Origin of the sequence: Pseudoxanthomonas sp. UC19_8 (genome assembly GCF_042700505.1) — a bacterium.
In the GTDB taxonomy this organism is placed as follows: domain Bacteria; phylum Pseudomonadota; class Gammaproteobacteria; order Xanthomonadales; family Xanthomonadaceae; genus Pseudoxanthomonas_A; species Pseudoxanthomonas_A winnipegensis.
Genome location: NZ_CP170559.1, coordinates 908222 through 933985, shown reverse-complemented (window position 1 = coordinate 933985; position 25764 = coordinate 908222). Strand labels below are relative to the sequence as shown.

General features: G+C 69.3%; 15 protein-coding genes. 6 read left to right on the top strand and 9 right to left on the bottom strand.

Features of this window, described 5'->3' with window-relative positions; genetic code table 11:
* Window positions 1-28: 28 nt before the first annotated feature.
* The 4 genes from ACFJIT_RS03950 to ACFJIT_RS03935 all read right to left on the bottom strand — a co-directional run bounded on the left by ACFJIT_RS03950 (window position 29) and on the right by ACFJIT_RS03935 (window position 6690).
* A complete protein-coding gene (locus ACFJIT_RS03950) occupies window positions 29-1177 on the bottom strand; it encodes a serine hydrolase domain-containing protein (RefSeq protein ID WP_379655111.1) in 1149 nt (382 codons plus the stop codon).
* A gap of 197 nt (window positions 1178-1374) precedes the next feature.
* Window positions 1375-2349 (bottom strand): hypothetical protein, encoded by a 975-nt coding sequence (locus ACFJIT_RS03945; protein WP_379655110.1) that lies wholly within the window; start codon window positions 2347-2349, stop codon window positions 1375-1377.
* 114 nt (window positions 2350-2463) lie between these two features.
* On the bottom strand, window positions 2464-4530 hold the full coding sequence (locus ACFJIT_RS03940; RefSeq protein WP_379655109.1) for a prolyl oligopeptidase family serine peptidase: 2067 nt from the start codon (window positions 4528-4530) through the stop codon (window positions 2464-2466).
* A 189-nt stretch (window positions 4531-4719) separates the two neighbouring features.
* Window positions 4720-6690 carry an OPT family oligopeptide transporter gene (locus ACFJIT_RS03935; protein ID WP_379655108.1) on the bottom strand — a complete coding sequence of 657 codons (1971 nt, stop codon included), beginning with the start codon at window positions 6688-6690 and terminating at the stop codon, window positions 4720-4722.
* Window positions 6691-6842: 152 nt separating this feature from the next.
* Between ACFJIT_RS03935 and ACFJIT_RS03930 the strand changes: the two genes are divergently transcribed.
* Window positions 6843-8606 (top strand): peptide MFS transporter, encoded by a 1764-nt coding sequence (locus ACFJIT_RS03930; RefSeq protein WP_379655107.1) that lies wholly within the window; start codon window positions 6843-6845, stop codon window positions 8604-8606.
* A gap of 106 nt (window positions 8607-8712) precedes the next feature.
* Here the strand turns inward: ACFJIT_RS03930 and ACFJIT_RS03925 are convergent, their stop codons facing one another.
* The 3 genes from ACFJIT_RS03925 to ACFJIT_RS03915 form a co-directional block, all read right to left on the bottom strand.
* On the bottom strand, window positions 8713-13821 hold the full coding sequence (locus ACFJIT_RS03925) for a YadA-like family protein (RefSeq protein ID WP_379655106.1): 5109 nt from the start codon (window positions 13819-13821) through the stop codon (window positions 8713-8715).
* A 321-nt stretch (window positions 13822-14142) separates the two neighbouring features.
* Window positions 14143-14346 carry a hypothetical protein gene (locus tag ACFJIT_RS03920; protein ID WP_379655105.1) on the bottom strand — a complete coding sequence of 68 codons (204 nt, stop codon included), beginning with the start codon at window positions 14344-14346 and terminating at the stop codon, window positions 14143-14145.
* Window positions 14347-14477: 131 nt separating this feature from the next.
* Window positions 14478-15047 carry a hypothetical protein gene (locus tag ACFJIT_RS03915; protein WP_379655104.1) on the bottom strand — a complete coding sequence of 190 codons (570 nt, stop codon included), beginning with the start codon at window positions 15045-15047 and terminating at the stop codon, window positions 14478-14480.
* Between ACFJIT_RS03915 and ACFJIT_RS03910 the strand changes: the two genes are divergently transcribed.
* From ACFJIT_RS03910 to ACFJIT_RS03895, 4 genes are all read left to right on the top strand, one after another.
* Complete coding sequence (locus tag ACFJIT_RS03910; protein WP_379655103.1) at window positions 15046-17415, top strand: ATP-binding protein; 2370 nt, start codon at window positions 15046-15048, stop codon at window positions 17413-17415. The genes ACFJIT_RS03915 and ACFJIT_RS03910 overlap by 2 nt on opposite strands.
* On the top strand, window positions 17412-18590 hold the full coding sequence (locus ACFJIT_RS03905; RefSeq protein WP_379655102.1) for an EAL domain-containing protein: 1179 nt from the start codon (window positions 17412-17414) through the stop codon (window positions 18588-18590). The genes ACFJIT_RS03910 and ACFJIT_RS03905 overlap by 4 nt, the downstream gene beginning before the upstream one ends.
* Before the next feature lie 415 nt (window positions 18591-19005).
* Complete coding sequence (locus ACFJIT_RS03900; RefSeq protein WP_379655101.1) at window positions 19006-22011, top strand: ATP-binding protein; 3006 nt, start codon at window positions 19006-19008, stop codon at window positions 22009-22011.
* A complete protein-coding gene (locus ACFJIT_RS03895) occupies window positions 22008-22649 on the top strand; it encodes a response regulator (protein ID WP_379655100.1) in 642 nt (213 codons plus the stop codon). The genes ACFJIT_RS03900 and ACFJIT_RS03895 overlap by 4 nt, the downstream gene beginning before the upstream one ends.
* 216 nt (window positions 22650-22865) lie before the next feature.
* Here ACFJIT_RS03895 and ACFJIT_RS03890 read toward each other — a convergent pair whose 3' ends face one another.
* Window positions 22866-23381 (bottom strand): single-stranded DNA-binding protein, encoded by a 516-nt coding sequence (locus tag ACFJIT_RS03890; protein ID WP_379655099.1) that lies wholly within the window; start codon window positions 23379-23381, stop codon window positions 22866-22868.
* 201 nt (window positions 23382-23582) lie between these two features.
* Here ACFJIT_RS03890 and ACFJIT_RS03885 point away from each other — a divergent pair, with 201 nt between their 5' ends.
* Window positions 23583-24554: a polyprenyl synthetase family protein gene (locus ACFJIT_RS03885; protein ID WP_379655707.1), complete on the top strand. Its 972-nt coding sequence runs from the start codon at window positions 23583-23585 to the stop codon at window positions 24552-24554.
* Between the two features lie 68 nt (window positions 24555-24622).
* On the opposite strand, the gene ACFJIT_RS03880 is transcribed toward ACFJIT_RS03885, so the two are convergent.
* On the bottom strand, window positions 24623-25426 hold the full coding sequence (locus ACFJIT_RS03880; RefSeq protein ID WP_379655098.1) for a dienelactone hydrolase family protein: 804 nt from the start codon (window positions 25424-25426) through the stop codon (window positions 24623-24625).
* Window positions 25427-25764: the final 338 nt, after the last annotated feature.

Genomic DNA, 25764 nt, shown 5'->3' with positions numbered 1-25764 from the left:
GCCTTGAAGCCGCCGCTCGCAGCGACGCTCAGGACGTTCCGTATTCCCAGTCGTAGGGCACACCGGTCTTGCCGAGCACGAACTCCACCAGCTCGGCGAAGCCCTTCTCCGCGCGCACATCGTTACCTAGCACCAGCACGCAGCGCTGCTGCCGCCGCAGGCAGACCAGCGTGTTGCCGGTGGTGTCGTTGTGCCCGCCCTTGAAGAAGCCCGGGCCCTGCGGCCCTTCGAACGTCACCACGCCCAGTCCGGCGGAAAGATCCTTGCGTCGCTGCGCCGGCGGCAGCTCCGCCTGCAGCGTGGGGAACTGGCTGCGGGTGGTGATCGGCCGCTGCGGGCGCAGCATCTCGGCCTGCTCGCGCGCGCCGATGCCGCGGCCGGCCACCAGCGCTGCGGCGAACCGGGCCAGATCGCGGATGGTGGTGTCCATCGAGCCGGCCGCGCGCACCCGCGAGCGCTCGTCGTGCGGCGCGGGCTTGCCGTTCGCGTCCCAGCCGTCGGCCAGGTTGCCGGCGAAGTCCGGCCGCCATTTCAACGCGGTGCGCGTCATGCCGAGCTCGGCGAACACCGCATCGGTGCCCTGCCCCACGTCCAGGCCGCGGCCCTGCTCGAGCACGAACTGCAGCGTCGCCAGGCCATCGCCGGAATAGGCGTAGCGCGTGCCGGGATCGAAGTGGAAATGCAGCTTCTCGTCCGGCTCCAGGAAACCGAAGTTGGCGAATCCGCTGGCATGCTGCAGCAGGATGCGCGGCGTAAGCTTGCGCCAGCGCTCGTCCAGCGCGCTCCAGTCGGTATAGCGGGTCACCAGGTCCTCGCCGGTGTACTGCGGCAGCGGCTGCGGCAGGTCGTCGGCGATGGAGGTATCCAGCGCGATGCGCTCCTGCCCCACCCATCGCATCACGGTATAGGCGAACACCGTCTTGGTGAGCGAGGCACCGTACATCACCGTGTCGACGGTGAGCGGGTCGCCCTGCGCGTTGCGCTTGCCATAGGCCTGCACATAGACCGGCTGGCCGCGGTCGATGATGGCGATGGCCAGGCCCTGGGCGCAGGTGCGCTGCATCAGCGTGGCGACCTGCGCGTCGATCTGCGCGGGCTTGGGCAGGGGGCGGGCGAGCGCGGGCGCGACGGCGAGGCACAGGGTGGTGCACAGCAGACAGCCGATGACGGACTTCATGTCGCATCCTCCGCGGACGGCGGCGAACGGGAATCACCGCGTGCACCCCCCACGCTAGCGCGCACCGCAGCCCGCGCGCCCATGCCGCAAGTCACGCGGCGCGGCGGACCTGGCGCGGGCCGACACCTGGCCTGGCGCCAACCAGCGGCTGCTTTAGAACACGAGTCTCCCAGGAGAAGCGAACCCGCCTCGCCCGCTCAGGCCTGCCCGCGTCCCAGCAGGCGCCTGCCCAGCCGCCGGACCAGGCGGAGCAGCGCACGCGGCTGGCGCGCCTCGACATTGCCGCGGCGGGCGCGGGTGGCCGGCCCCTGCTGTGCATCGATCAGGGCCAGGCCGCTCAGCTGCACGACCGACATCACCCGCCGCACGGTGTGCGGCGCCACGCCGGTCTGGATCACCAGCTCGGCCAGGGTGTAGTCCTCGTCGCGCAGCCGGGCCAGCACCGCGAGCCAGTCCGGCGGCGTGTTGGCCAGATCCAGCGTGGGCCAGGCGGCCAGCTGCAGGCGCGCGGGCGGCAGCACCGGCAGGGCCAGCGTCGGACGCACCGCCAGGCGCCACCACAGCGGGGCGATGGCGTGGCTGGTGGTGACATCGTCGCGGTAGAGGCGCTGCCAGTCGGCCTCGTCCATCACCGTGGACTGCCAGCGCGGATTTTCGACGTGGTCGAGCAGCTCGTCCAGCGGCATGCGCCGCAGCATGTGCAGCTGGCCGCGCGCCGGATCGACCACCACGCGGAACAGGCCCAGCTCCATCAGCAGCCGCCGCGCGCCCGGGTCGCGCCGGTCCAGGCGCAGGCAGTCGATCAGGCGCAGCGAGCGCAGGTTAACGCCCGGCTGGCCCGCATGCCCGGCCGCCAGGCCGGCCTTGAGCGCCTCGGCGATGCGCCGCACCGAGGCGTCCGGGCGCAGCTCGCTCTCGCCCTGGCGGCCGCTGGCCTCGCGCGAGAAGGTCAGCACCGGCAGGCGCGCCGCCCAGGCCGCGCGGATCGCCTGGACGCCCTCGGGCGCGCCGCCGTCGGCCACCAGCAGATCGACCTGCGCGCCCGTCCAGGGCACCAGCCTGATGTCCAGCAGATCGGCCAGCAGCAGGGCGCTGGCGACCTTCAGGCGCGTGGCGGGCAGCGGCTCGAGGCCGGCGAAGGCCACGGTGAACCGATGCGTTGCGGTGGGCATGGACAACTCCTGCGGGGGCAGGTTCGTGAGGGATGCCGCTGCTGATAATGCCTGCAAAGAAAAGGCCGCATGCGCAGACGGCGTGCGGCCTTTCCGACTGCGCATGCGTCGACTTTACTCGCCGATGTGCTGCTTGAGCCAGCCGTTGACGGTGTCGTGCCACAGGATCGAGTTCTGCGGCTTGAGCACCCAGTGGTTCTCGTCGGGGAAATACAGGAACTTGGACTCGATGCCGCGACGCTGGGCCGCGGTGAACGCCGCCAGGCCCTGCTCGACCGGGATGCGGAAGTCCTGCTGGCCGTGGATCACCAGGATCGGCACGCGCCAGTTGGCGACGTGGTTGATCGGGTTGAACTTCTCGTACTTCTCCGGGTTGTTCCACGGCGTGCCGCCGTTCTCCCATTCGGAGAACCACAGCTCCTCGGTGCTGTAGCCCATCATGCGGTTGTCGAACACGCCGTCGTGGTCGACCAGGCACTTCCAGGGCTGGTTCCAGGTGCCGGCGATCCAGTAGGTCATGTAGCCGCCGTAGCTGGCGCCCAGCGCGCAGGCCTTGTCGCCGTTGAGGAAGGCGTACTGCTGCTGCGCGGCGGCCCAGCCCTTCTGCAGGTCCTCCAGCGGGCGATCGCCCCAGTGCTGGCTGATCGCGTCGGTGAAGGCCTGGCCGTAGCCGGTGGAGCCGTGGAAGTCGATCATGACCACCGCATAGCCCTTGCCGGCGTAGGTCTGCGGATTCCAGCGGTAGCTCCAGCCGTTGCCGAAGCTGCCCTGCGGACCGCCATGGATCAGGAAGGCCACCGGATACTGCTTGCCCTCCTGGTAGTTCCACGGCTTGACCACGTAGCCGTGCACGGTGTCGTTGTTCCAGCCCTTGAAGGTGAACTGCTCGTAGTCGCCGAACTTCACTTCCGGCAGCACCTCGCCGGCGCTGGGCGTGACCGCGCGCGGATTCTGTCCTTCCAGATCGGCCACGAAGATCTGGTCGCCGCTCTTGAGCGAGTTGCGGGTGAAGGCCAGCGTGGGGCCGGCCACGCTGGCCGAGCCGACGCTGCCCTCGCCCACCAGCTGGCTCACGCGCCCGCTGGCGATGTCGACCTTGAACAGCGGGTGCTGGCCCAGGTCGTCGGCGCTGGTGTAGATGGACTTGCCATCGGCGGTCAGCACGATCTCGCCGGCCGAGCGGTCCCAGTCCGCGGCGATCTCACGGGTCTTGCCGGACTTCACGTCCATCGCCATCAGGCCGAAGCGGTCGGCCTCGAAGCCCGGGCGCTTCATCGCGCGGTAGTACAGGGTCTTGCCGTCGGCGCTGAACACCGGGCCGGCGTCCCAGGCCTTGTTGGCCACGGTCAGGTTCTTCGGCGCGGCGCGGCCGGCGGCGTCGAGCTGGTAGAGATCGAAGTTGGTCGACCACGGCTCCTCACGCCCGGCCACGCGGATGCTGGCCACCACCGAGCGGCCGTCCGGCGACCAGGCGATATCGTCCATGCCGCCGAACGGCTTGGACGGCGCATCGCCGGCGATGGTCGCGCTGATCGCCGAGGCCCCGACCACCGGCTTGGCGCCGGCCGCCGGCAGCGGCGCGACGAACAAGGTGTTGCGGCGACCGTCGTTCCAGGTGTCCCAGTGGCGCACGAACAGCTGGTCGAACACCTTGCCGGTCGCCTTGGACTTGGCCGCCGCCTCGAGCTTGCCCTTGGTGCAGGCCAGGTCAGAGCCGCAGTCCTGGAAGACCCCGGCGCTGAAGACGATGCGATCGCCGGTGGGCGAGAGCTTGTAGCCGTCCACGTCCACGGCGAAGTCGGTCAGCTGGCGCGGCTCGCCGCCGGTGGCGGGAATGGCGTACAGCTGCTGGCTGCCGGACTTGGCGCTCAGGAAGTACAGCGTCTGGCCATCGGGCGAGAACGCCGGCGAATTGACGTTCCAGCCTTCGGGCGTGATCTGCGTCGGCGGACGCAGGTCGCGCGTGCGCAGATCGCGCTGGTACAGCGCGGTGCTGGCCTTGGTCGCCTCGGCATTCATCACGCGCTTGGCGAACACCAACCGCCCGCCATCGGGCGAGAGCGTGGGCGAGGACACGCGATCCAGCTTGACCAGGTCGTGCACGTCGAAGCCGCGCTCGGCGGCGGCGGCCGGCAGCGCGGCGATCAGGGCCAGGGACAGCAAGGCGGGACGAAGCGTCATTGCGCGAACTCCGAAAACTTCAAAAAGTGGCCGATGGTAGGCCGGACCAGTCGGCCGGCGCAAAGACGCGAGATCATGCGAACGCCCGAGACAAGCAGCCACCTGCGTAGAGCGGAGCTTGCTCCGCTGGGGCTTTCATGGCGATCTGTCCGAAAGGCAGCGGAGCGAGCTCCGCCCTACAAGGAGCGGTCAGGCCGCCTGCTCGCCCTTCTTGCCGGTGCGATACAGCAGCCAGCCGACCAGCGCCAGCACCGCCAGGCCGATCCACTGGCCCAGGTCCAGGCCGACCGACAGCACGTCGGCGCGGCTGCTGAGCACGATCGGCACCGCGATCGCGATGCCCATCAGCGCCTCGCCGGTGATCAGGCCGGCGGCGAACAGCACGCCGGGGCGATGCACGCGGTCGCGCCCGTCCTCGTCGTCGGCGCGCACCTTGTGGAAGCGCTCGACCAGGTGCGCGATCAGGCCACCGAGGAAGATCGGCACCATCAGCTCCAGCGGCAGGTAGATGCCGATGGCCGCGGCCAGCACCGGCACGCGGAAGCGCTTGCCCGCCTTCTTCAGCCACTCGTCGATGGCGATGACCACCGCGCCGACCACCGCGCCGAGCGCGATGAAGGTCCACGGCAGCTGGCCGCCGAACAGCCCGCGCGCGACCGAGGCCATCAGGTTGGCCTGCGGCGCGGCCAGTGCGTTGGGATGCTCGGGCGTGGGCGCGCCGATGCCGTAGGCCTGCGAGAGCAGGCTCAGTACCGGCGCCATGATCAGCGCGCAGGAGAACGCGCCGATACCCAGCATCAGCTGCTGCTTCCACGGCGTGGCGCCGACCAGATAGCCGGCCTTGAGGTCCTGCAGGTTGTCGCCGCCGACCGCCGCGGCGCAGCACACCACCGCGCCGATCATGATCGCGGCCACCGCGCCCAGCGGCGCGCCGCCCGTGCCGACCGGGGTCAGGCCGCTGGAGCCCATCAGCAGGGCCAGCACCGCCGAGGCGAACAGGATGGTGGAAATGGTGATGCCCGAGACCGGATTGTTGGACGACCCGATCAGCCCGGCCAGATAGCCGGATACCGAGACGAACAGGAAGCCGGCCACGACCATGATGATCGCCATCGGGATCGACACGTGCCACGCGCCGACGATGGCCTGGTACAGCCCCAGCAGCGGCAGGGTGAACACCACCAGCGCCACCAGCATCCACTTCATCGGCAGGTCGCGCTCGGTCTCGGCCAGGGCCACGCCGCCGCTGCCCTTGCGCGCGGCGGCGAAGCCGGACTTGATCCCGCCCAGCAGCGACTTGCGCAGCGAGAACAGCGTCCAGATGCCGCCGATCAGCATCGCGCCCACGCCCAGGTAGCGGATCTTGGCGCTCCAGATGGCATAGGCGGCATCGGCCGAGGAAGCCGCGGCGATCTTGGCCGCCAGCGCCGGATCGGAGCCGGCGAAGAAGGCCTGATACAGCGGGATGGCGATGTGCCAGGACAGGATCGAGCCGGACACCACCACGATGCCCACGTTCAGGCCGACGATGTAGCCCACGCCCAGCAGCGCCGGCGAGAGGTTGGTGCCGATGAAGGCGGTGACCCGGGCGCTGCCCAGGTAGGTCGACTGGGTCCAGGTGTCGGGGATCAGCCGCAGGCCGCTGGCGGCGGCCAGCTTCACGAACGCGCCGATGGCCGCGGACACGGCCAGGATCTTCAGGCCCGGGCCCGGATTCTCGCCGGCCTTGAGCACCTCGGCCGCGGCCTTGCCCTCGGGGAAGGGCAGCGGCTCCTCGACGATCATCGAGCGGCGCAGCGGCACCGAGAACAGCACGCCCAGCAGGCCGCCCAGGCCGGCGATGCCCAGCACCCACCAGTACTTGAAGTCCGGCCAGTAGCCCATGATCACCAGCGCGGGGATGGTGAAGATGACGCCGGCGGCGATCGACGAACCGGCCGAGGCGCCGGTCTGGACGATGTTGTTCTCCAGGATCGTGCCGCCGCCGAGCAGGCGCAGCACGCCCATCGAGACCACGGCCGCGGGAATGGCCGTGGCGATGGTCAGGCCGGCGAACAGGCCCAGGTAGGCATTGGCGGCGGAGAGCACCACGGCCAGCACGACGGCCAGCACGACGGCGCGGAAGGTGAGCTGCCGCGGCGCGGCGACGGGCTGCTGCATGGTCTTGGGGCCCTGCGGAAGACGTAAAACGGCAACGCTACTCCAAGCCGGCGAGCCGGGCCAAGTGACGATTGCCACGGTCGGGCACCGCCGGCCCCGTCCCGGCGGCGCACTGGCATACTCGCGCGCCTGTCATTGCCGCAAGGTCGCCCGTGTCCGCCACCTCCGCCGCCCTGCCCGCCCGCGAGGACTTCCTGGGCCATCCCAAGGGCGTGTACGTGTGCTTCTTCACCGAGATGTGGGAGCGCTTCTCCTTCTACGGCATGAAGGCGCTGCTGTTGCTGTACCTGACCAAGCATCACCTGTTCGGCGACGACGCCGGCTACGACCTGCTGGGCGCCTACGGCGGGCTGGTGTACTGCATCCCGGTGATCGGCGGCCTGCTCGCCGACCGCTGGCTCGGCATGCGCAAGGCGGTGATCTTCGGCGGCCTGCTGCTGGTGGCCGGCCACGTCGGCATGGCCTTCGAGGGCCACACCGCCACGGTCAGCGGCGGCCAGGTGCTGCGCGATGAGGGCAGCCTGCGCATCACCTACCTGTCGCTGGCGCTGATCATCATGGGCGTGGGCTTCCTCAAGCCCAACATCTCCACCATCGTCGGCAGGCTCTATGCGGACGACGACCCGCGCCGGGACTCGGGCTTCTCCCTGTTCTATGCCGGCATCAACCTGGGCTCGCTGTTCGCCTCGCTGGTGTGCGGCTATCTGGGCGAGGCCTACGGCTGGCGCTACGGCTTCGGCGCGGCCGGCATCGGCATGCTGGCCGGGCTGGCGATGTTCCTGTGGGGCCAGAAGTACCTGCACGGCCATGCCGAACCGGGCAACCCGGCCTCGCTGCGCGAGCGCGTGGCCGGCCTGCCGCGCGAATGGCTGATCTATCTGCTGGCCATCGTCGGCGTGCTGCCGATCGCCTGGCTGATGTGGGCCACGGCCAACGGCGCGTTCGCGCTGGGCGGCGAGGTCACCCTGGCGCAGCTGCTGATGCTGGTGGTGCTGGGCGGGGTGCTGCTGTGGTTCGCGTGGTTCCTCGCTACCCAGTGCACGCCCGAACAGCGCCGCCAGATGCTGGCGCTGATGGCGCTGATCTTCATGGCCTTGGTGTTCTTCACCCTGTACGAGCAGACCTACGGCTCGTGGGTGACCTTCAACGACCGCCTGCTCACCAAGGACATCGTGCCGGCGCTGGTGATCCGCGAAGGCACGGCGCTGCCCTGGTCGATCGTCTCGCTGCTGCTGGCCCCGATCGCGTTCGTGGCCGCGGCCTCGCTGTCGGACCGGCATCCGCAGTCCAAGGCGCCGCGCACGGTGTTCGCCATCGCCGCGGCGATCATCGTGGTGCTGCTGGTGCGCGACTGTCTGGTGCTGCCGCAGACCGCCGGCTCGCTGACCTACCTCGGCGCCCTGTTCCTGGTGCTGCTGGCGCCGATCTTCGCCGCGCTGTGGGCCTGGTTGGACCGGCGGGGGCTGGACCCGTCCAAGCCGGTGAAGTCGGCCTGGGGCCTGCTGCTGGCCGGCGCCTCGTTCATCCCCCTGGCGCTGGCCGCGCATCACGTGGGCAGCACCGGGCAGATGGCCAGCGTGTGGTGGATCGTGGCCGCGTACTTCGTGCTGGAGCTGGGCGAGATGTGCCTCTCCCCCGTTGGCCTGTCGGCGGTCACCCAACTGGCCGTGCCCAGGGTCGTCAGCCTGATGATGGGCACCTGGTTCCTGGCCACCGCGTTCTCGGAAATGCTGGCGGCGATGTTCGGCAAGCTCGCCTCCATCGAGGTACCCGCGGGCCAGACGATGGACCTGGTCGAGGCCTCGGCCCGCTACGCGCACCTGTTCTGGCTGATGATGTGGATCGGCCTGGGCTGCGGCGTGATCGCACTGGTCGCCGCCCCGCTGCTCAAGTGGATGATGCGGCCGCATCGCTGAGCAAGCGCGGTGCGATCCAGGCCCATGAAAGAGCCCCGCGGCGTGCGGGGCTCTTGAGAACACAGCGTCCAGGGACATCAAGCCCGGGAGCATCCTGCTCCAAGCGCTACCAGCTGAATCCGGCGCCGCCCGACACACCCCGGTCGCTGCCGCTGAACGCGCCACCGAGGGAGATGGAAATGTTCTTTTTCTCACCCACGATCCGCTGGTAGCCCACCGCCAGGGCGCTGCGCCCGTTCTGCGATCCGACGCCCGCGCCCAGCCGGTTGTCGCCCGCCAGTCCGGCCGTGTTCAACGCCATGCCCGCGTAGGCCGCACTCATCGCGCCCATCCTGTCGATCCTCTTGTCGACCTCCCGGAAACGCTGCGAGGCCCAGTCGCGCTCCGCCTGGATGACCTCGTGCATCTGCTGAAGGTTGACGGCGTCGGTGGGCGCCACGCCCGCAGCGACGTTGGAGACCCGGCGTTCGGCACCGCTCGCGCCGACGGAGACTTCTCCCTCGCCTTCCGCGACCGAGCCTTTCCCGATGGCGACCGAGTTCGTTCCGGACGCGCTCGCGCCCTCGCCGATGGCGACCGAGTCCTGACCACCGGCCTGGATCAGTCCTTCGTCTTGCCCGGCAGGCCCGGAGCCGGGCCCTGGAGCCGCGGCGTTCTCGACGGCCTCCATGCGACCGCTCAAGCCGTCGATCCGGCCTTCGAGCAAGGTTTTGACGTCGAAGAGCTGACCGCCGTTCACAGCCTCCATGCTGCCCGCAGCGATCAGGCCCGCACCCACATTGGCGAGCACGGTCCCTCCCATGCCTCCTAATGTCGCCCGGCTCAGCGTGAGATCGTCGTAGGTCAGGACGGCGAGCGGCTTCCCGGAGACCGGATCGAGCGCGCCAGCGGCGCGCAGCTGGGCCATGGTCACGACATCCTCGTCCTTCACGCCGTTGGCCACGCCCGTCAGGCGTCGATAGCCTTCGGCGCCGGCGAGGTCGACTGCCTTGCCCGCACGCTCCGCGCCGACCCTGATGCTGTCCTCGGGCTCGGCCTGCGTGACCAGCCCCAGACCGCCTCCGGTCAGGCTGGAAACCGTATCGACAAGGTGGTTGACACTGGATTCGGCGTGACCCAGGCGTCCATCCATGCGGCCTAGCGCATCCTCTGCGCTGCGCATGCGGACGTTCGTTTCGGCAAGCTGCGAACCATTGACGGCATCGGCGCTGTCGGCGGCCACCTGTCCGGCAGCCACACCGGTCAGCACGCGCGCACCCGCCGTACCGCTGAAGCTCACCCGGTCGCCGCCGCTCACCGCGCCCACCGTCAGGACGTCCCCGGGCGAGAGCTGCTGCACCAGACCGGCGGCGCCGTGGGCCAGGCCATCGAGACGGCTGTTGATCGTGGTGATGCTACTGGTGTTGCTGGTGGTTCGACCGTCCAGATTGGTCAGCGCGGCACCCACACTCGACATCGTCTTGCCGTCCAAGGTGTAGCTCGGCGCCGTCACCGCACCGGTGACCGGATCGACGCTGGCACCGCCGCCCAGGGCGGTGGCCATGCCGTTGGCAATGAGGTTGGTACGGACGACCTGAGCGCTCAGCGAGGCGGCATTCGATGCGACATCGGCCTGGGTCGCAGCAAGCTGCGCGCCGTTGACGGCCTCGGTGCTGTCGGCATCAACCTTGCCGGCCGCGACGCCGGCCAACGTGCGCGCACCGTCGGTGCCGGTGAAGTTCACCTGACCGCCCCCCGTACTCGCACCGACCATCAGCCCCGCACCCGGCGCGGCCTGCTGGACCAGGCCAGAGGTGCCGCTGGCCAGGCCATTGAGCCGGCCGTTGAGGGTCGTGATACTGCTGGTGTTACTGGTGGTTCGACCATCCAGATTGGTCAGCGCGGCCCCGACGCTCGACACTGTCTTGCCATCCACGAGGTAGCTGGGCGCCGTCACCGCACCGGTCACCGGATCGACGCTGGCGCCGCCGCCCAGGGCGGTGGCAATCCCATCGCCCAGGCGAGTCGTGCGGATGGTCTGGACACCAAGCGAGGCGGTGTTCGACGCCACATCGGTCTGGGTGGCGGCAAGCTGGGAGCCGTTGACCGCATCGGTGCTGTCGGCGTCGACCCTGCCGGCCGCGATACCGGCCAGCGTGCGCGTCCCGGTCGTGCCGGCGAAGTTCACTCGATCCCCATCCGTCGCGGCGCCCACCGTCAGCGCCGCGCCGGGCGCAGCCTGTTGGACCAGGCCAGACGTGCCATCAGCCAGGCCGTCGAGACGGCCATTGAGCGTCGTGATGCTGCTGGTGTTACCTGCGGTTCGACCATCCAGATTGGTCAGCGCGGCCCCGACGTTCGACACTGTCTTACCGTCCAAGGTGTAGCTCGGCGCCGTCACCGCACCGGTGACTGGATCGATGCTGGCACCGCCACCCAGGGCGGTGGCGATCCCATCGCCCAACCGCGTCGTGCGGGCGGTCTGGACACCGAGCGAAGCGGCATTGGCGGCCACATCGGCCTTGGTGGCAGCAAGCTGCGCGCCATTGACCACCTCGTCGCTATCGTCCGCAACCTTGCCAGCCGCGATGCCGCTCAGCTTGCGAGAACCCGAAGTGCCGGTGAAGTCCACCCGATCCCCGCCGGTACTCGTACCAACCGTCAACACCGCGTCCTTTGCAGCTTGCTGCACCAGACCGGACGCGCCGCTGGCCAGGCCATCGAGGCGGCCGTTGATCGTCGTGATGCTGCTGGTGTTGCCTGTGGTTCGACCATCCAGGTTGGTCAGTGCAGCCCCAACGCTCGACACCGCCTTGCCGTCCAAGGTGTAGCTCGGCGCCGTCACCGCACCAGTGACCGGATCGATGCTGGCACCGCCGCCCAAAGCGGCGGCCAGGCCATCGGCGGTGGCCGCGGCACGAGCGGCCTGTGCGGTCAGCGAGGCGGCATTCGATGTCACATCGGCCTGGGTGGCGGCCAGTTGCGCGCCGTTGACGGCCTCGCTGCTGTCGGCGTCGACCTTGCCGGCCGCGATACCGGTCAGCGTGCGCGTCCCGGCCGTGCCGGTGAAGTTCACGCGATCGCCATCGGTCTTTGCACCCACCGTCAGCACCGCGCCGGGCGCGGCCTGCTGGACCAGACCGGACGCGCCGCTGGCCAGGCCATCGAGGCGGCCGTTGAGCGTGGTGATACTGCTGGTGTTGCTGATCGTGCGACCGTCCAGGTCGGTCAGGGCCGCTCCGACGTTCGAGACCGTCTTGCCGTCCACGGTGTAACTGGGCAATGTCACCGCGCCGGTCATCGGATCGACGCTGGCGCCGCCGCCCAGAACGGCGGCCAGGCCATCGGCGGTGGTCGTGGCGCGAGCGCTCTGTGCGGTCAGCGAGGCGGTGTTCGACGCCACATCGGCCTGGGTCGCGGCCAGCTGCGCGCCGTTGACAGCCTCATCGCTGTCGGCCGCAACCTTTCCCGCGGCGACGCCGGCGAGCGTGCGCACACCGGACTTCCCGGTGAAGTTCACTCGATCCCCATCGGTCGTAGCGCCCACCGTCAACGCCGCGCCGGGCGCAGTCTGCTGGACCAGGCCGGCCGCGCCGCTGGCCAAGCCGTCGAGCCTGCCGTTGAGCGTGGTGATGCTGCTGGTGTTGCTGGTGGTTCGACCGTCCAGGTTGGTCAGCGCAGCCCCGACGCTTGACACCGTCTTGCCGTCCACGGCGTAACTGGGTGCCGTCACCGCACCGGTGACCGGATCGATGCTGGCGCCGCCGCCCAGGGCGGTGGCCATGCCCTTGGCGATAGTGGTGGTGCGAGTGGACAGAGCGCTCAACGAGGCAGCATTCGACGCCACATCGGCCTGTGTCGCGGCCAGCTGCGCGCCGTTGACGGCTTCGGTGCTGTCGGCGCCGACCTTGCCGGCTGCAACGCCATTGAGCTTGCGAGAACCGGTCATGCCGGTGAAGTCCACGTGGTCCCCGCCTGTGCCCGCCCCGACCGTCAGCACCGCGCCGGGCGCAGCCTGTTGGACCAGACCGGAAGCACCGCTGGCCAGGCCATCGAGACGGCCGTTGATCGTTGTGATGTTGCTGGCGTTGCTGGTGGTTCGACCGTCCAGATTGGTCAGCGCAGCCCCGACGCTCGACACCGTCTTGCCGTCCACGGCGTAACTGGGTGCCGTCACCGCACCGGTGACCGGATCGATGCTGGCGCCGCCGCCCAGGGCGGTGGCGATCCCATCGCCCAGACGCGTCGTACGCCCGGCCTGGGCGCCGAGTGAAGCGGTATTGGTCGCCACCTGCGCGTTGGTCGCGGCCAGCTGCGCGCCGTTGACAGCCTCATCGCTGTCGGCCGCAACCTTTCCCGCGGCGACGCCGGCGAGCGTGCGCATACCGGACTTCCCGGTGAAGTTCACTCGATCCCCATCGGTCGTAGCGCCCACCGTCAGCGCCGCGCCTGGCCCAGCCTGCTGGACCAGGCCAGATGTGCCGCTGGCCAAGCCGTCGAGCCTGCCGTTGATCGTGGTGATGCTGCTGGTGTTGCCGGTCGTACGGCCGTCCAGATTGGTCAGCGCGGTACCCACACTCGACATCGTCTTACCGTCCAAGGTGTAGCTCGGCGCCGTCACCGCACCGGTGAGTGGGTCAACGCTGACGCCGCCGCCCAGCGCGGCCGCGATCCCCTCGCCAAGACGGGTCGTGCGGACAGTCTGGACACCGAGCGCAGTGGCATTGGCGGCCACATCCGCGTTGGTCGCGGCAAGCTGCGAGCCGTTGACCGCATCGGTGCTTGAAGCCGACAACTCCGCTGCCATGACGCCTGTAACACGGTTGTTGCCAAAGCTGGCGGCCGAATCGAAGCTGGTCGCCCCGATAATGCTCACACCGCCATTCCCCTTCAGCACCAATCGCCCATCGCTGTATCCGGCGACCTGCGCACTTGAACGGCCGAAACCGGATCCACCTGTTTCGTCGCCGCTATTGTTGAGCGCGAAGGAGGCGTTGCCCTTGACGCAGTTCAGTGTCGACGGTGCGGCGGAGCCGATGCCAAGCATCTTTCCCGAGCCGCCCGTCGTGCCTGGCGGACACAGCTGAAGCGATCCGTTTCCGTTCGCCTGAGCGAAGGCGGGCCCGGCACTAAGCGCCAACGCGATGAGTCCCAGTGATGACAGTGCCACCGCCGATGTCTGGCCCCGATCGGACCCGTTGGAACCGGAGGCGACGGCCTTGAACAGTAAGGTCACCTGTATTTCTCCATTCTGATTGACGAACCCCGCTCGGCCGCGCCTTGCGACCCCGGGGCCGGCTCATCACCGGAAATAGCCGGGATGCCGGATGAACACCCATGACCTGCGGCATGGATGCGCGCCAGGCGGATGGATTGCGCAAGCTAGTCGTCGTCCGGGCCCGGGGACATCAGGCGATTCCTATTTATCGCCACTCGCGCTACCAGCGACGGACATGACGCCGCGCTTCGCGCATCACCGCTGTGGCGACCGCCTGGGCAGGGCAAGCGCAACTCCATGCGGCAAAGGACTGCAATCCTAAGAAAGCCACGCGCGAACCTATAGCGCGAGCCTGAGCAGATTCCACGCCGCCAGAAGCGCCAGCCCCAGATCCAGCCAGCTCCTCGAACCGATGAAGGAGAAGAGTGCGTACAGCAGGCCGTATCCCCCAAGGACGAGCGCCACCGCGGTGAACCACCCCTCCGCGGAAGACGCCCACACCGACAGCGCCAGCGCCGTCGCGGCGATGCCGCGCAGGATCATGGTCAGCGCAGACGCTGCGCGAAGGCCCGCGGCGCGCCTGGAGAGGTCATTGTTCCGTACCGATTTCATGAGGGACGTGTCCGGTCTGGTGCGACGCCAGCCCCCTGAGGCGTGCATTCGTGTTCGCGTGACTACCCTACGGTCGCCGTCGAGGCGCCGGCAATCGGACGATCCCTAGAACCGCTCCCGATCCTGACATCGCGCGCCAGGGTGGCTGCGGCGGGCGCGGATTCAAGCGGCGATGCGCCAGAAAATCTAGGGATCGTCTGATGGGCCGGATATCGGGGCGGACCTATCCTCGGTCGATGTTCAAGATCCGCGCGCGATTGCTGCGCAGCCTCAAGTTCCCCGCCATCGCCTCGACGCTGCTGCAGCTGCTGACAGGCTGCGCGTTCCTTTGCCTGACGTGCGCCACGGGCCTGTTCCTGCTGGCCAGATTCGCCGACGACGTGTCGATGCACCGCCGGGACATGAACGCGGCCGCATACGAGGCGCAGCTCTACTTCGACCAGCGCGAGGCGTTGTTGCGCTACCTGCGCGACTCCGCGCTTCCAGGCGACCAGATCCGTCCCGTCGCGCTGGGCTATGGCGCCCGCGAGGTCGTCCTGGGCGGAGCGGACGGCGCGCGATTGTTCCTGTCCTGGCGCGCGGAGCACACATTGCGGTATCTGCGCACGCAACTCTTCTTCGTCGATGCGCATGGCGTACATCGCGTGGCCGGCGACGAGATCGAGATCGATCCTGCGCGCATGCCATCGCGGCGGCAGCTCCAGGCGCGCCTGCGTCGGCCCGAAGCCGCCGACCATGTGTACTGGATCCGCCTGGGGGGAGAACGGCCTTGCGCTGGCGCAGCCGGTCCAGGCCGATGGCGAGGCGACCGACTGGCTGTTGCTCGTCCTGGACAGCGCCGCGACGCAGGCCATGCTCGAGGCGGCGGAGATCGGCGACTACGCGCTGATCGACGGCCAAGGCAGGTGCGCGCTCGGCTCACACACGATCCGGAGCGAAGACGCGGGCTGGAGGACGCTGCGTCAACAGGAAGGCGACCACTTCGGAGCGCTGTGGAGCGGCGGTCTTCCGCGCGGCCTGGCCCTGGTGAAGAGCCTGGGCAACGATGGTTGGCGCGTCGTCTACCATCTGCCCCCACGGCTGCTGCTCGACGACCTGTCCGTCCCGTTGCTGGCGTCGGCGTCGATGCTGCTGCTCGCGGGCATCGTCCTTCGGCTGTTGCGGCGTTGCATCGACCGCCAGGCGATCCAACCGGCGCTGCAGCAGCATCGACGTCTGCTGGAGAACCTGGACTTCAGTTCGACGGTGATCGACATGGCGCCCGCCGGCATCTGCGTACTGCAACGCGACGACCGCCGCCTGCTGCTCGCCAATCAGTTGCTGCACGACTGGCTGGGCGAGGATGGCGAGCACAGCGACTGGCGCGCGCCATGGCGTGAACACGCGGGCGAGCACGGCCGTGGTCTGGAATTCACCACACGCGAGGGCCGGCAGCTACAGGTACTGCACGCGGCCTGTCGTTATCAGGGCGAGGACGTGCTGCTCTGCGTGTTCCACGACATCTCCCGGCATCGCCAGGCGCAGGCGGCGCTGTCGTCGGCGCGCCAGGCCGCCGACGCGGCCAATCAGGCCAAGAGCGCGTTCCTGGCCACCATGAGCCATGAGATCAGGACCCCGCTGTACGGCGTGCTCGGCACGCTCGAACTGCTTGGCCGCACTTCGCTGGACGCACAGCAGTCGCAGTACCTGCGCACCATCGGCAGCTCATCGTCGGTCTTGCTCCAGTTGATCAGCGATGTGCTGGACGTGTCCAAGATCGAATCGGGCCAGCTCAGCCTCAAGCCCGCGCCACTTTCGCCGCGCGAACTGACCGAAAGCGTGCTGCGCAGCTTCGCCGCGGCCGCGATCCACAAGGGACTGCATGCCCTCGTCTGCACCGATCCGGCCCTGCCCAGCTGCGTGCTCGGCGATGCCGACCGCATCCGGCAGGTCCTGGGCAACCTGCTCAGCAATGCCATCAAGTTCACCGAGCATGGCCGCGTGGTGCTGCGCGTGCGCCAGGTCCAGCGCGAGGGAGAGTCGAGCGTGTTGGTCTGGCAGGTGACCGACACCGGCGTGGGGATCGCCGCCGAAGAACAGGCCCGGCTGTTCGAGCCCTTCCGCCAGGTTCGCGGCGATAGCAATGCGCAAGGCACGGGCCTGGGCCTGTCCATCAGCGATCGCCTGGTGCGGCTGATGGGTGGAGAACTCCAGGTGGTCAGCGAGCCGGGCCTGGGCAGCAGCTTCAGCGTCCGCCTGCCGCTGCAGGTCCTGGAAGCGGCCGAGGATGGTCCGACGCTGCTGCCCGACCCGCCGATTCTGGTGCGCGGCCGCGACCGCGAACTGGTCGACAGCGCCTGCGGCTGGCTGCGCCGCTGGGGCGCCAACGCACAGCCGTTGCAGGGCGATCCCGCCCTGTTCGACCGCGACGGCGCGATCCTAATGGACGGCGAGGCCGAGATGCCCCTGGCGTGGGCCGGACCGCGCGTGGTGGCTTCGATCGACGGCGGCGACCAGCCCAGCGTCGCCGCCGACGGCAGCCTCGTGGTCACCCTGCACGGCATCACCGCGATCGGCCGGGCGCTGGCCTGCGTCCAGCAGCAACGCGCGACGCTGCCGACGCGCGCGCGCGCCACGCCGGCGCCGCCACTGGGCCTGCGCGTGCTGGCCGTGGAGGACAATCCGATCAACCGGGTGATCCTGGCCGAGCAGCTGCGTGCGCTGGGCTGCGAGGTGGAACTGGCGCAGGACGGCGTGGAGGCGCTGCAACTGTGCCGGGCCCAGTCCTTCGACCTGGTGCTGGCCGACATCAACATGCCGCGCATGGACGGCCATGCGCTGGCCCGCCAGTTGCGCGAGGACGGCAACCCGGTGCCGGTGGTCGGCGTCACCGCCAGCGTCGCCCCCGAGGAGCGAGAGCGCTGCATGGCCAGTGGCATGCAAGGTTACCTCGGCAAACCCATCGATATCGCCCACCTGCGCAAGGCGCTCACCGCCCTGCGCCAAGGAGATCCCGCATGACCCAGCGAGTCCTGATCCTCGAAGACCAGCCATTCCAGCGCGGTTATCTCGCCAACCTGTTCGGCAACCGCGCCGGCGTGCAGGTGGATGCCTGCGAAGACGTGGATGCCGCCATCGCCTTCTGCGCCTGCAGATCCTACGACCTGGTGCTCAGCGACCTGCTGATGCCCGGCCAGGACGGGATCCAGTTCATCCAGGCGCTGGCGGCGCAGTCGCGACCGCCGCGCCTGGCCGTGGTCAGCGCGGCCCCCAGGCGCATGATGACCTCTGCGCGGCTGATGGCCGAATCGCTGGGGCTGGAAGTGATCGGCCTGTTGTCCAAGCCCGTGGCGGAGAACGACGTGGAGGCGCTGTTCCAGGCGCTGGCGCGAGACCGCGTGGCACCAGCGGCGGCCGCGACGGTGGTGGAGCCCGATGCGCAGCAGTTGCGCGAGGCGATGGCCGACGGCAGCCTCACCGCGTGGTTCCAGCCCAAGAAGTCGCTGCAGTCGGGGCGTGTGGTGGCCGCCGAAGCGCTGGTGCGCTGGCGCCATCCGCAGCTGGGGACATTGGCGGCGGGCAGCTTTCTGCCGGCGATCTGCCGTTTCGGGATGGAGGGCGAACTGCTCCGGATGGTGCTCAGGGCCAGCATCGGGGCGCAGGCGCGCTGGCGCGGACATGGCTTCCGGGTGCCGGTCTCGATCAACCTGCCACCGCACCTGCTGGAGCAGGCCGATCTGCCCGATGAACTGCTGGCACTGACCCTGTCCCTGGGCGGTTCGCCCGGGGAGTTGTGCTTCGAGTTGATGGAGAGCAGCACCACCCGGCACGTCAGCGACTTCTACGCAGGCACCTGCCGCCTGCGTATGAAGGGGTTCGGCCTGGCACAGGACGACTTCGGCCAGGGACTGAGTTCGGTCCGCAACTTGGTCAACACGCCTTTCACCGAAGTCAAGATCGACCGTGTGCTCGTCAACGGCTGCGCCCGCGATCCCGCCCTGCACTTGACCCTGTCGACCATCGTCAGCCTGGCCAGGCAGCTGGGCTTGACCATCGTGGCCGAAGGCGTGGAAAGTGATGCCGATCTGGCGGCGCTGAGGCAGCTCGGTTGCAACCAGGTGCAGGGCTTCCTGATCTCTCAGGCGGTCCCTTCGGACGACTTCACCCGCCTGCTGGAGGACGAAGTCCCCCCATGATGCCCCTTGAGGGCGCCTGGCGCCGCTTCAAAGGCGTGCGAAGCCGCCTGGTAAGCGCCGGATTGCCATGCGGCCAAGCGCGATCCATGCTTGCCGTATCCACCCCGTGGCATTGACGATTCGCCTGTGCAAGAACGCTGACAACTTTCCTGCGCCGCCAAGTCGTGCTGCTGCTCCGCCGCTCCGAGACCCGCCATGCCGGCCGAGGCCGCTCCCGTACGCCGACTCGCACGCCGCTCCCTGCGCGTCCACGCCCTGCTGATCGGCGTGGTGGCGCTGGCCACGCTCCAGGCCGGGCTACTGCTGTCCACCGGCACGCAGTTGCTGAACGCAGGAGCGCGACAAGATCGAGTACCACTTCCGTCGCCTCGACGGCACGCTGCGCGAGCAGGAGCGCTTCCTACGCCAATGGCGCTTGCACGATGTCGGCTCGCAGGGCCGACCGGTTGCCGATGCCGGCGCGGCCCGCCAGCGCGGTCCGCTGTTCGCCGATTTCGCCATGATCGAGACACCGGGGTCCGACGCATCGCCTCCGACAGAACTGGGCGATCGCTTCCTGCGCTTCTATGGCACGTTCTGGTCGGCGTCGCACTACCCGCCGCCGCAGTGCCTGCTGGTCGATGGATCCGGCACGCGCGGACTGCTAGCGCCCGTGCAGATGAGCGATGCCGATGCGAGCCAGAACAGTCCTCATCACCTGCGACCGACGATCGCCGAGATCCATCGGGCGATGGAGATCCAGCCCATCCTGAAGCGCGGCGGCATCGTCTGGCTCGCCGTGCCCTGGCGCGACCGGCGGACCCGCCTGCTGGCCATCGCCCATGCGCCTCAGGACGCGCGGCTGTGGGGCGAGGCGGAAGAAGGCTCGCTGGGGGCGTTGGCCTGCATGCTGGATCCCGGTCGCATCGACGACTACCGGCAGGTGTTGGGCGTGCCCGTCTTCCAGCGCCTGTCGCTGTTCGATCCTGACGGCCGGCGGCTGCTTGGGGAAGATGCCGAACTGGGCGGAACAGGCGACACCTGGCAGGCCGGACGCGATGGACTGCGTTTCTCCATGCGCAGCGAGCGTGGTTGGCACGCGGTCTACCAGGTCGGCTGGCGACAGCTCTGGCAGAACCCACAGGGTCCCATCCTGGGGGCGATGCTGGTCGCGCTGGCCCTGGCGCTGGCAGGCGTGCTCATGCTGCGCGGCTACCGGCGATCGGTGATCGAGCCGCTACGCGACAATCACGCCCGCCTGCTGGAAAACGAAGCGTTCATGCGCACCATTCTGGACAAAGCGCCGATCGGGCTGTGTCTACTGCGAAGCGCCGACGGCGAGGTCCTGCTGGACAACCGCCTTGCTCGCCAATGGCTGGGCGAGGCGCATGACGCCGGTGGCTGGTCCGGCCCCTGGCGACGGAGCGCCCTGCAGGCCCAGGCCGCCCTGGCCGGCGACGGGCTGGCCTATACCACACCAGAGGGCCAGCACCTGTTGGTGACGGCGACGTCGGCGCGCTATCGCGGAGAACCGGCCGTGCTGTGCCTGTTCATCGACCTCAGCAGTCAGCGCGAGGCAGAGCGGGTGCAGCAGCAGGCGCGCCTGGCCGCCGACGAGGCCAACCGTGCCAAGAGCCAGTTCCTGGCGACCATGAGCCACGAGATACGCACCCCGTTGTACGGCGTGCTCGGCACCCTCGAACTGTTGGGATTGACGCCGCTCAACGCACGCCAGCAGGACTATCTGGCCACCATCCAGCGCTCGTCCTCGACGCTGATGCAGTTGATCAGCGACATCCTCGACGTGAGCAAGGCCGAGGCAGGGCAACTGAGCCTGGAGCCCAGTCCATTCGACCCTGCGCGATTGACCGAGGATGCGATGGACTCCTACGCCGCCGCCGCGGCGAACAAGGGCCTGCAGTTCTATGCCTGCATCGATGCGGACGTCCCCACCTCCGTCTGCGGCGACGCCGCGCGGATCCGCCAGATCCTCAACAACCTGATCAGCAACGCACTGAAGTTCACCTACAGCGGGCGCGTGGTGGTGCGCGTTTCCGGACGCCGGCAGGACGAGCGCTGCTGGCTGCAGTGGCAGGTCGCCGACACCGGCATCGGCATCGCCGGCGAGCACCAGGCGCACCTGTTCGAACCCTTCTTCCAGGCCAACCCGAGCACCGATGCGGCGCAGGGGACCGGCCTCGGCCTCTCCATCTGCGCGCATCTGGCGGCGCTGATGGAGGGGCGTCTGCGCGTGGTCAGCGAAACCGGCCTGGGAAGCAGCTTCAGTATCGAACTGCCACTGGCGGTGGTGCCACCGGATCCGCAGCGGTCGCCGGCCCAGCATCTACCGGCGGGCGCGCAGATACAGGTTCGTGGCGATGTGCGAGAGCTGGTGCAGTCGCTGTGCGAGCGTCTGCACCAGCGCGGCGCGCACGTCAGCGTGTACCGCGAGGACGCCGCCGCCGGTCCGGCGACGCCGGTGCTGCTGGAGGTGGTCCTGGACGGCCCGCCGCCAGCCTGCCAGGGCGGTCCACGCGTGGTCGCCTGTCCTGAAGGCGGAGTGCGGCCGCAACGGACGGACGACGGGTGGCAGGTAGGCCTGCACCGGCTCGATGCCATCGTAGCGGCGCTGGTGGCCGCCAGCGGCCCGTCGGCGGCGGCCAGCGTCGAAGGCCGCTTGCCCGAACCGCCTCATTTCGGCCTGCAGGTGCTGGTGGCCGAGGACAATCCGATCAACCAGGCGATCCTGCGCGACCAGCTCGAACAGCTCGGGTGCCGCGCCGTGGTCGCCAGCGACGGCAATGAAGCGCTGGGCTACTGGCAGCAGGGCGCGTTCGGCCTGGTGCTGACCGATCTGAACATGCCTGCGCTGGACGGCTATGGCCTCACCCGCGCCCTGCGCGCGCGCGGTGTGGATGTGCCGATCCACGGCGCCACCGCCAATGCCGACCCGGCCGAGCGCCAGCGCTGCCAGGAAGCGGGCATGCAGGGCGTGCTGGTCAAGCCGATCTCCCTGGAAGCGCTGCAGCGCCTGCTGACCCGGATCACGAACGGGAGCACGTCGGCATCGTCGCACCCGGAGAACCCCACGCACTCCCCGCCGGCCCCTGACGATCCCGCGTTGCGGGTGCCCGACAGGACTCGGACGCTGTTCGTGCAGAGCATGCAGGCCGATCTGGACAGCCTGCTTCAGGCGATCGCGGAGGCCAAGCCCGAACGCGTGGTCCAGATGCTGCACCGCATCCGCGGCGCACTGGCCATCGTCGGCGCTCCCGCGTTGGCCGACAGCGGCCTGGAGATCGAAGAGCGTCTCACCCAGGGCGCGGAACTGACCAGCCAGGCGGCCGTGTTGACCGCTTTTCAGCGACGGCTGCGAAAGCTGCTGGATCCGCTGATCGACGATGGCTCCTCCCCTCCGCACACCGGCTCGACACCGCCATGACCACACCGATCCTCATCGCCGATGATCATCCGATCGTCCTTGCAGGCATCCGCGATGTGCTGGCCGGCGAACTCGACCTGGAAGTCGTCGGCGAAGCGGCGGACCCTGCCACGCTGATCGAACTGATGGCGCGAACAAGGCCGCGGGCGGTGATCAGCGACTACAGCATGCCCGGCGACGAGCGCTTCGGCGACGGCATCAAGCTGATCTCGTTCCTGCGCCGCCGCTTCCCGGAAACCCGCCTGCTGGTGCTGACCATGGTCTCCAACCCGTCGCTCGTGTCGGCGATGTATGCCGCGGGCGCCGGAGGCGTCGTGCTCAAGAGCCATGGCCTGGGCAGCCTGGTGCAAGCCCTGCGCGTGGTGCTCGCCGACCGCATCTACCGACCAACAGGACTGTTGCAGGAGGCGGCAAGTGAACCGACCGGGGCCGACGCGGCGCGCGCGCGCCTGTCGCCGCGCGAGCTGGAAGTCATCCGCCTGTTCACGGGCGGCATGAGCGTGGGCGATATCGCGCGGCAGCTTCAGCGCAGCGCCAAGACGGTCAGCACGCAGAAGATCAACGCGATGCGCAAGCTGGGCGTGGACAGCGACCAGGCGCTGATCGCGTACTGCCTGCAGACCTCGCTGTTCGCCTGAGGCCCACCACCAAGGTGCGCTCGCGGGCCGCTGACAGGGCCTGCGGCTGCTTCGGAAAGCGCCCGACTCCTCGGATCGTCACGACTCCAGGGCGGGGCCTGCGTGGGAACCCTCCAAGCGGCGGGCGACGGCCACCCGCTGTCCCATCAGGGCGAAAAAAATCCCGGAAGGAGTCGGGGCCTACCGGGATGCTGTTGAAGCAGGTGTACGCAAGGCTCAGAACGGAATGTCGTCGTCGGCGAAGTCGTCCATCGGCGCCGGCTGCTGGGCCGGGGCCTGGCGACGCGGCTGCTGCTGGCCGCCGCCGTATCCACCACCACCGCCGCCACCGCCGCCGTACTCCTGGCGCGGGGCACGCTGCGGACGGTCGCCGCCACCCATGCCACCGCCGCCTTCGCCGCGGCCGCCGAGCATCTGCATCTCGTTGGCGACGATGTCGGTGGTGTACTTCTCCACGCCGTCCTGGCCGGTGTACTTGTCGTAGCGGATCTCGCCTTCGACGTAGACCTGCGAGCCCTTGCGCAGGTACTCGCCGGCGATCTCGCCGAGCTTGCCGAAGAACACCACGCGGTGCCACTCGGTGCGTTCCTGCTTGTTGCCTTCACGGTCATTGCGCACGCTGGTGGTCGCCAGGCTGATCCGGGTGACGGCCATGCCGCCCTGCGTGTACTTGGTGTCCGGGTCGTTGCCCAGGTTGCCCACCAGGATGACCTTGTTGATGCCGCGTGCCATGAGGATTCGTCCGGTTGCGAAGCGCCCGCCGAATGCGGGCTGCGGACAGTGGATTATAGCCGGCCCGTCCGGTCTACCGGAAAACCCCGCGCCGGCGTGTAGGACATCGCCGACCGGAACTCACCCCGGCCCACCTATAATCGCCGTTCTCCTTGGAACTCCCAGGCCGCATGTTCCGCCGTTCAGCTCCCCTCCGCCGCCCTGGCGCTGCCGCAGATCCAGTCCCTCGCCGCGGCGGACATGGCGGCCATCGACGCCCTCATCCGCCGTCGCCTGGCCTCGGACGTGGTGCTGATCAACCAGATCGCCGACCACATCATCTCCGCCGGCGGCAAGCGCCTGCGGCCGATGCTGGTCGCCCTGGCCGGCCGCGCCTGCGGCGTGGACGCCGGCCCGGAACACCACCAGCTGGCGGCGATCATCGAGTTCATCCACACCTCGACCCTGCTGCACGACGACGTGGTGGACGAATCGGACCTGCGCCGCGGCCGCAGCACCGCCAACGCGCTGTGGGGCAACGCGCCCAGCGTGCTGGTCGGGGACTTCCTGTATTCGCGCAGCTTCCAGCTGATGGTGGAACTGGACCGCATGGCCGTCATGCGCATCCTGGCCGACACCACCAACCGCATCGCCGAGGGCGAGGTGCTGCAGCTGCTGCACGTGCACAACCCCGACACCGACGAGGCCGCCTATCTGCGCGTGATCGAGCGCAAGACCGCGGTGCTGTTCGCCGCCGGCACCCAACTGGGCGCGCTGGCCTCCGGCGCCGATGCCGCCCTGCAGCAGCGCCTGTACGACTACGGCATGCAGCTGGGCTACGCCTTCCAGATCGCCGACGACGTGCTGGACTACACCGCCGACGCAAGCGATCTGGGCAAGAACCTGGGCGACGACCTGGCCGAGGGCAAGGCCACGCTGCCGCTGATCCACGCCATCGCCCATTCCGACGCGACCACCCAGTCGCGCCTGCGCCAGATCGTAGCCGACGGCCAGACCGACGCCATGCCCGAAGTGCTGGCCGCGATCCACGCCACCGGCGGCATCGCCTACAGCCAGCGCCGCGCCACCGAGTACGCCAGCGCCGCCGAGGCCGCGCTGGAAGGCCTGCCGGAAAACGATGCCGTCGCCGCCCTTCGCGGCCTGGCGCGTTACGCGGTCGAGCGCCGCCACTGAGGCCGAGAAGCGAGGCGTGAGCAAGCGCGGCCGCGTGCCCGCGCTCGATCACGCCTCATGCTTCTTCGCTAGTCCCGCTTCGAAAACACCTCCTCGAAGAAGTCCTGCGCCATCCGATAGGCGCGCTTGGCCGCACGCGCATTGTAGACGCAGCCGGGCGGGCTGTTCGCGCCGGGGATGGCGAAGCAGTGCACCGCTCCGCTGAAATCGACGAACTGCCAGTCCGCGCCGGCCGCGTCCATCTCCTTGCGGAAGTCGGCGATGCTCTGGGCCGACACGCCGCGGTCGTCCGCCCCGTTGAGCACCAGCACCGGCGTCTTCGCCGAACCCGGCTTGGCCGGCGTGCTGCCCGGCTCCAGTCCGCCATGGAAGGTGACCACGCCGGCCAGCGCATCGCCGCCGCGCACCAGTTCCAGCACCGTGGTGCCGCCGAAGCAGAAGCCGAAGGCGCCGATCCGCGCCACATCCAGCGGCGCGGCGCCGGCCTGCGCCTTGAGCACCTCCACCGCCTTGCGCACGCGGGCGCGCAGCGCTGGCCGATCGCCCTTGAGGCCACCCGCCAGCTTGCCCGCCTCCTCGGCGTTCTTCGGCCGCACGCCGGTGCCGTAGACATCGGCCACCAGCACCACATAGTCGTCGCCGGCCACTTCACGGGCCCGATCGACCGCCGCATCGGTCACGCCCATCCAGTCCGGCACCATCACCAGGCCCGGACGCCTGGCCTTGCCCGCATCGTCGTAGACCAGCACGCCGGAGAACGCCTGATCGCCGACCTTCCACTGCACCGGCCTGGCCACCTCCTTGGCCGCCGCCGGCAGCGCGGCCCCCAGCAACGTCGTGGCGACCAGCAGCATTGCCGAGAATCTGCCCATGTCCTGCCCCTCCCGTTCGTTTCGGATGCCGGCGAGTGTAGGCCCGCGACCGCATCGGCGATGCAAAGGCGCCCCCCGCATGCACAAGCGGGCCCACCAACCGGGCTCCTCGCCGGAACGCCGATATATGAACCTGCAGACCGCATGAGCTCGGGCCGGAGATTGCACTTCCCCGCCAGCCTCGACCCAGCCAGGCGCAGCTGCCCGGCTCGCTCCGCCATCCCTGGCCGACTCGCCGCCGCGGGCCCGCCCAGGTCGAAGCCCTGCGGCGAATGGATCAGGACTTCTTCCAACTCGAAGGCATCAAGCAGCGCCTTGCCCCCTCCCTTTCGCCGCAG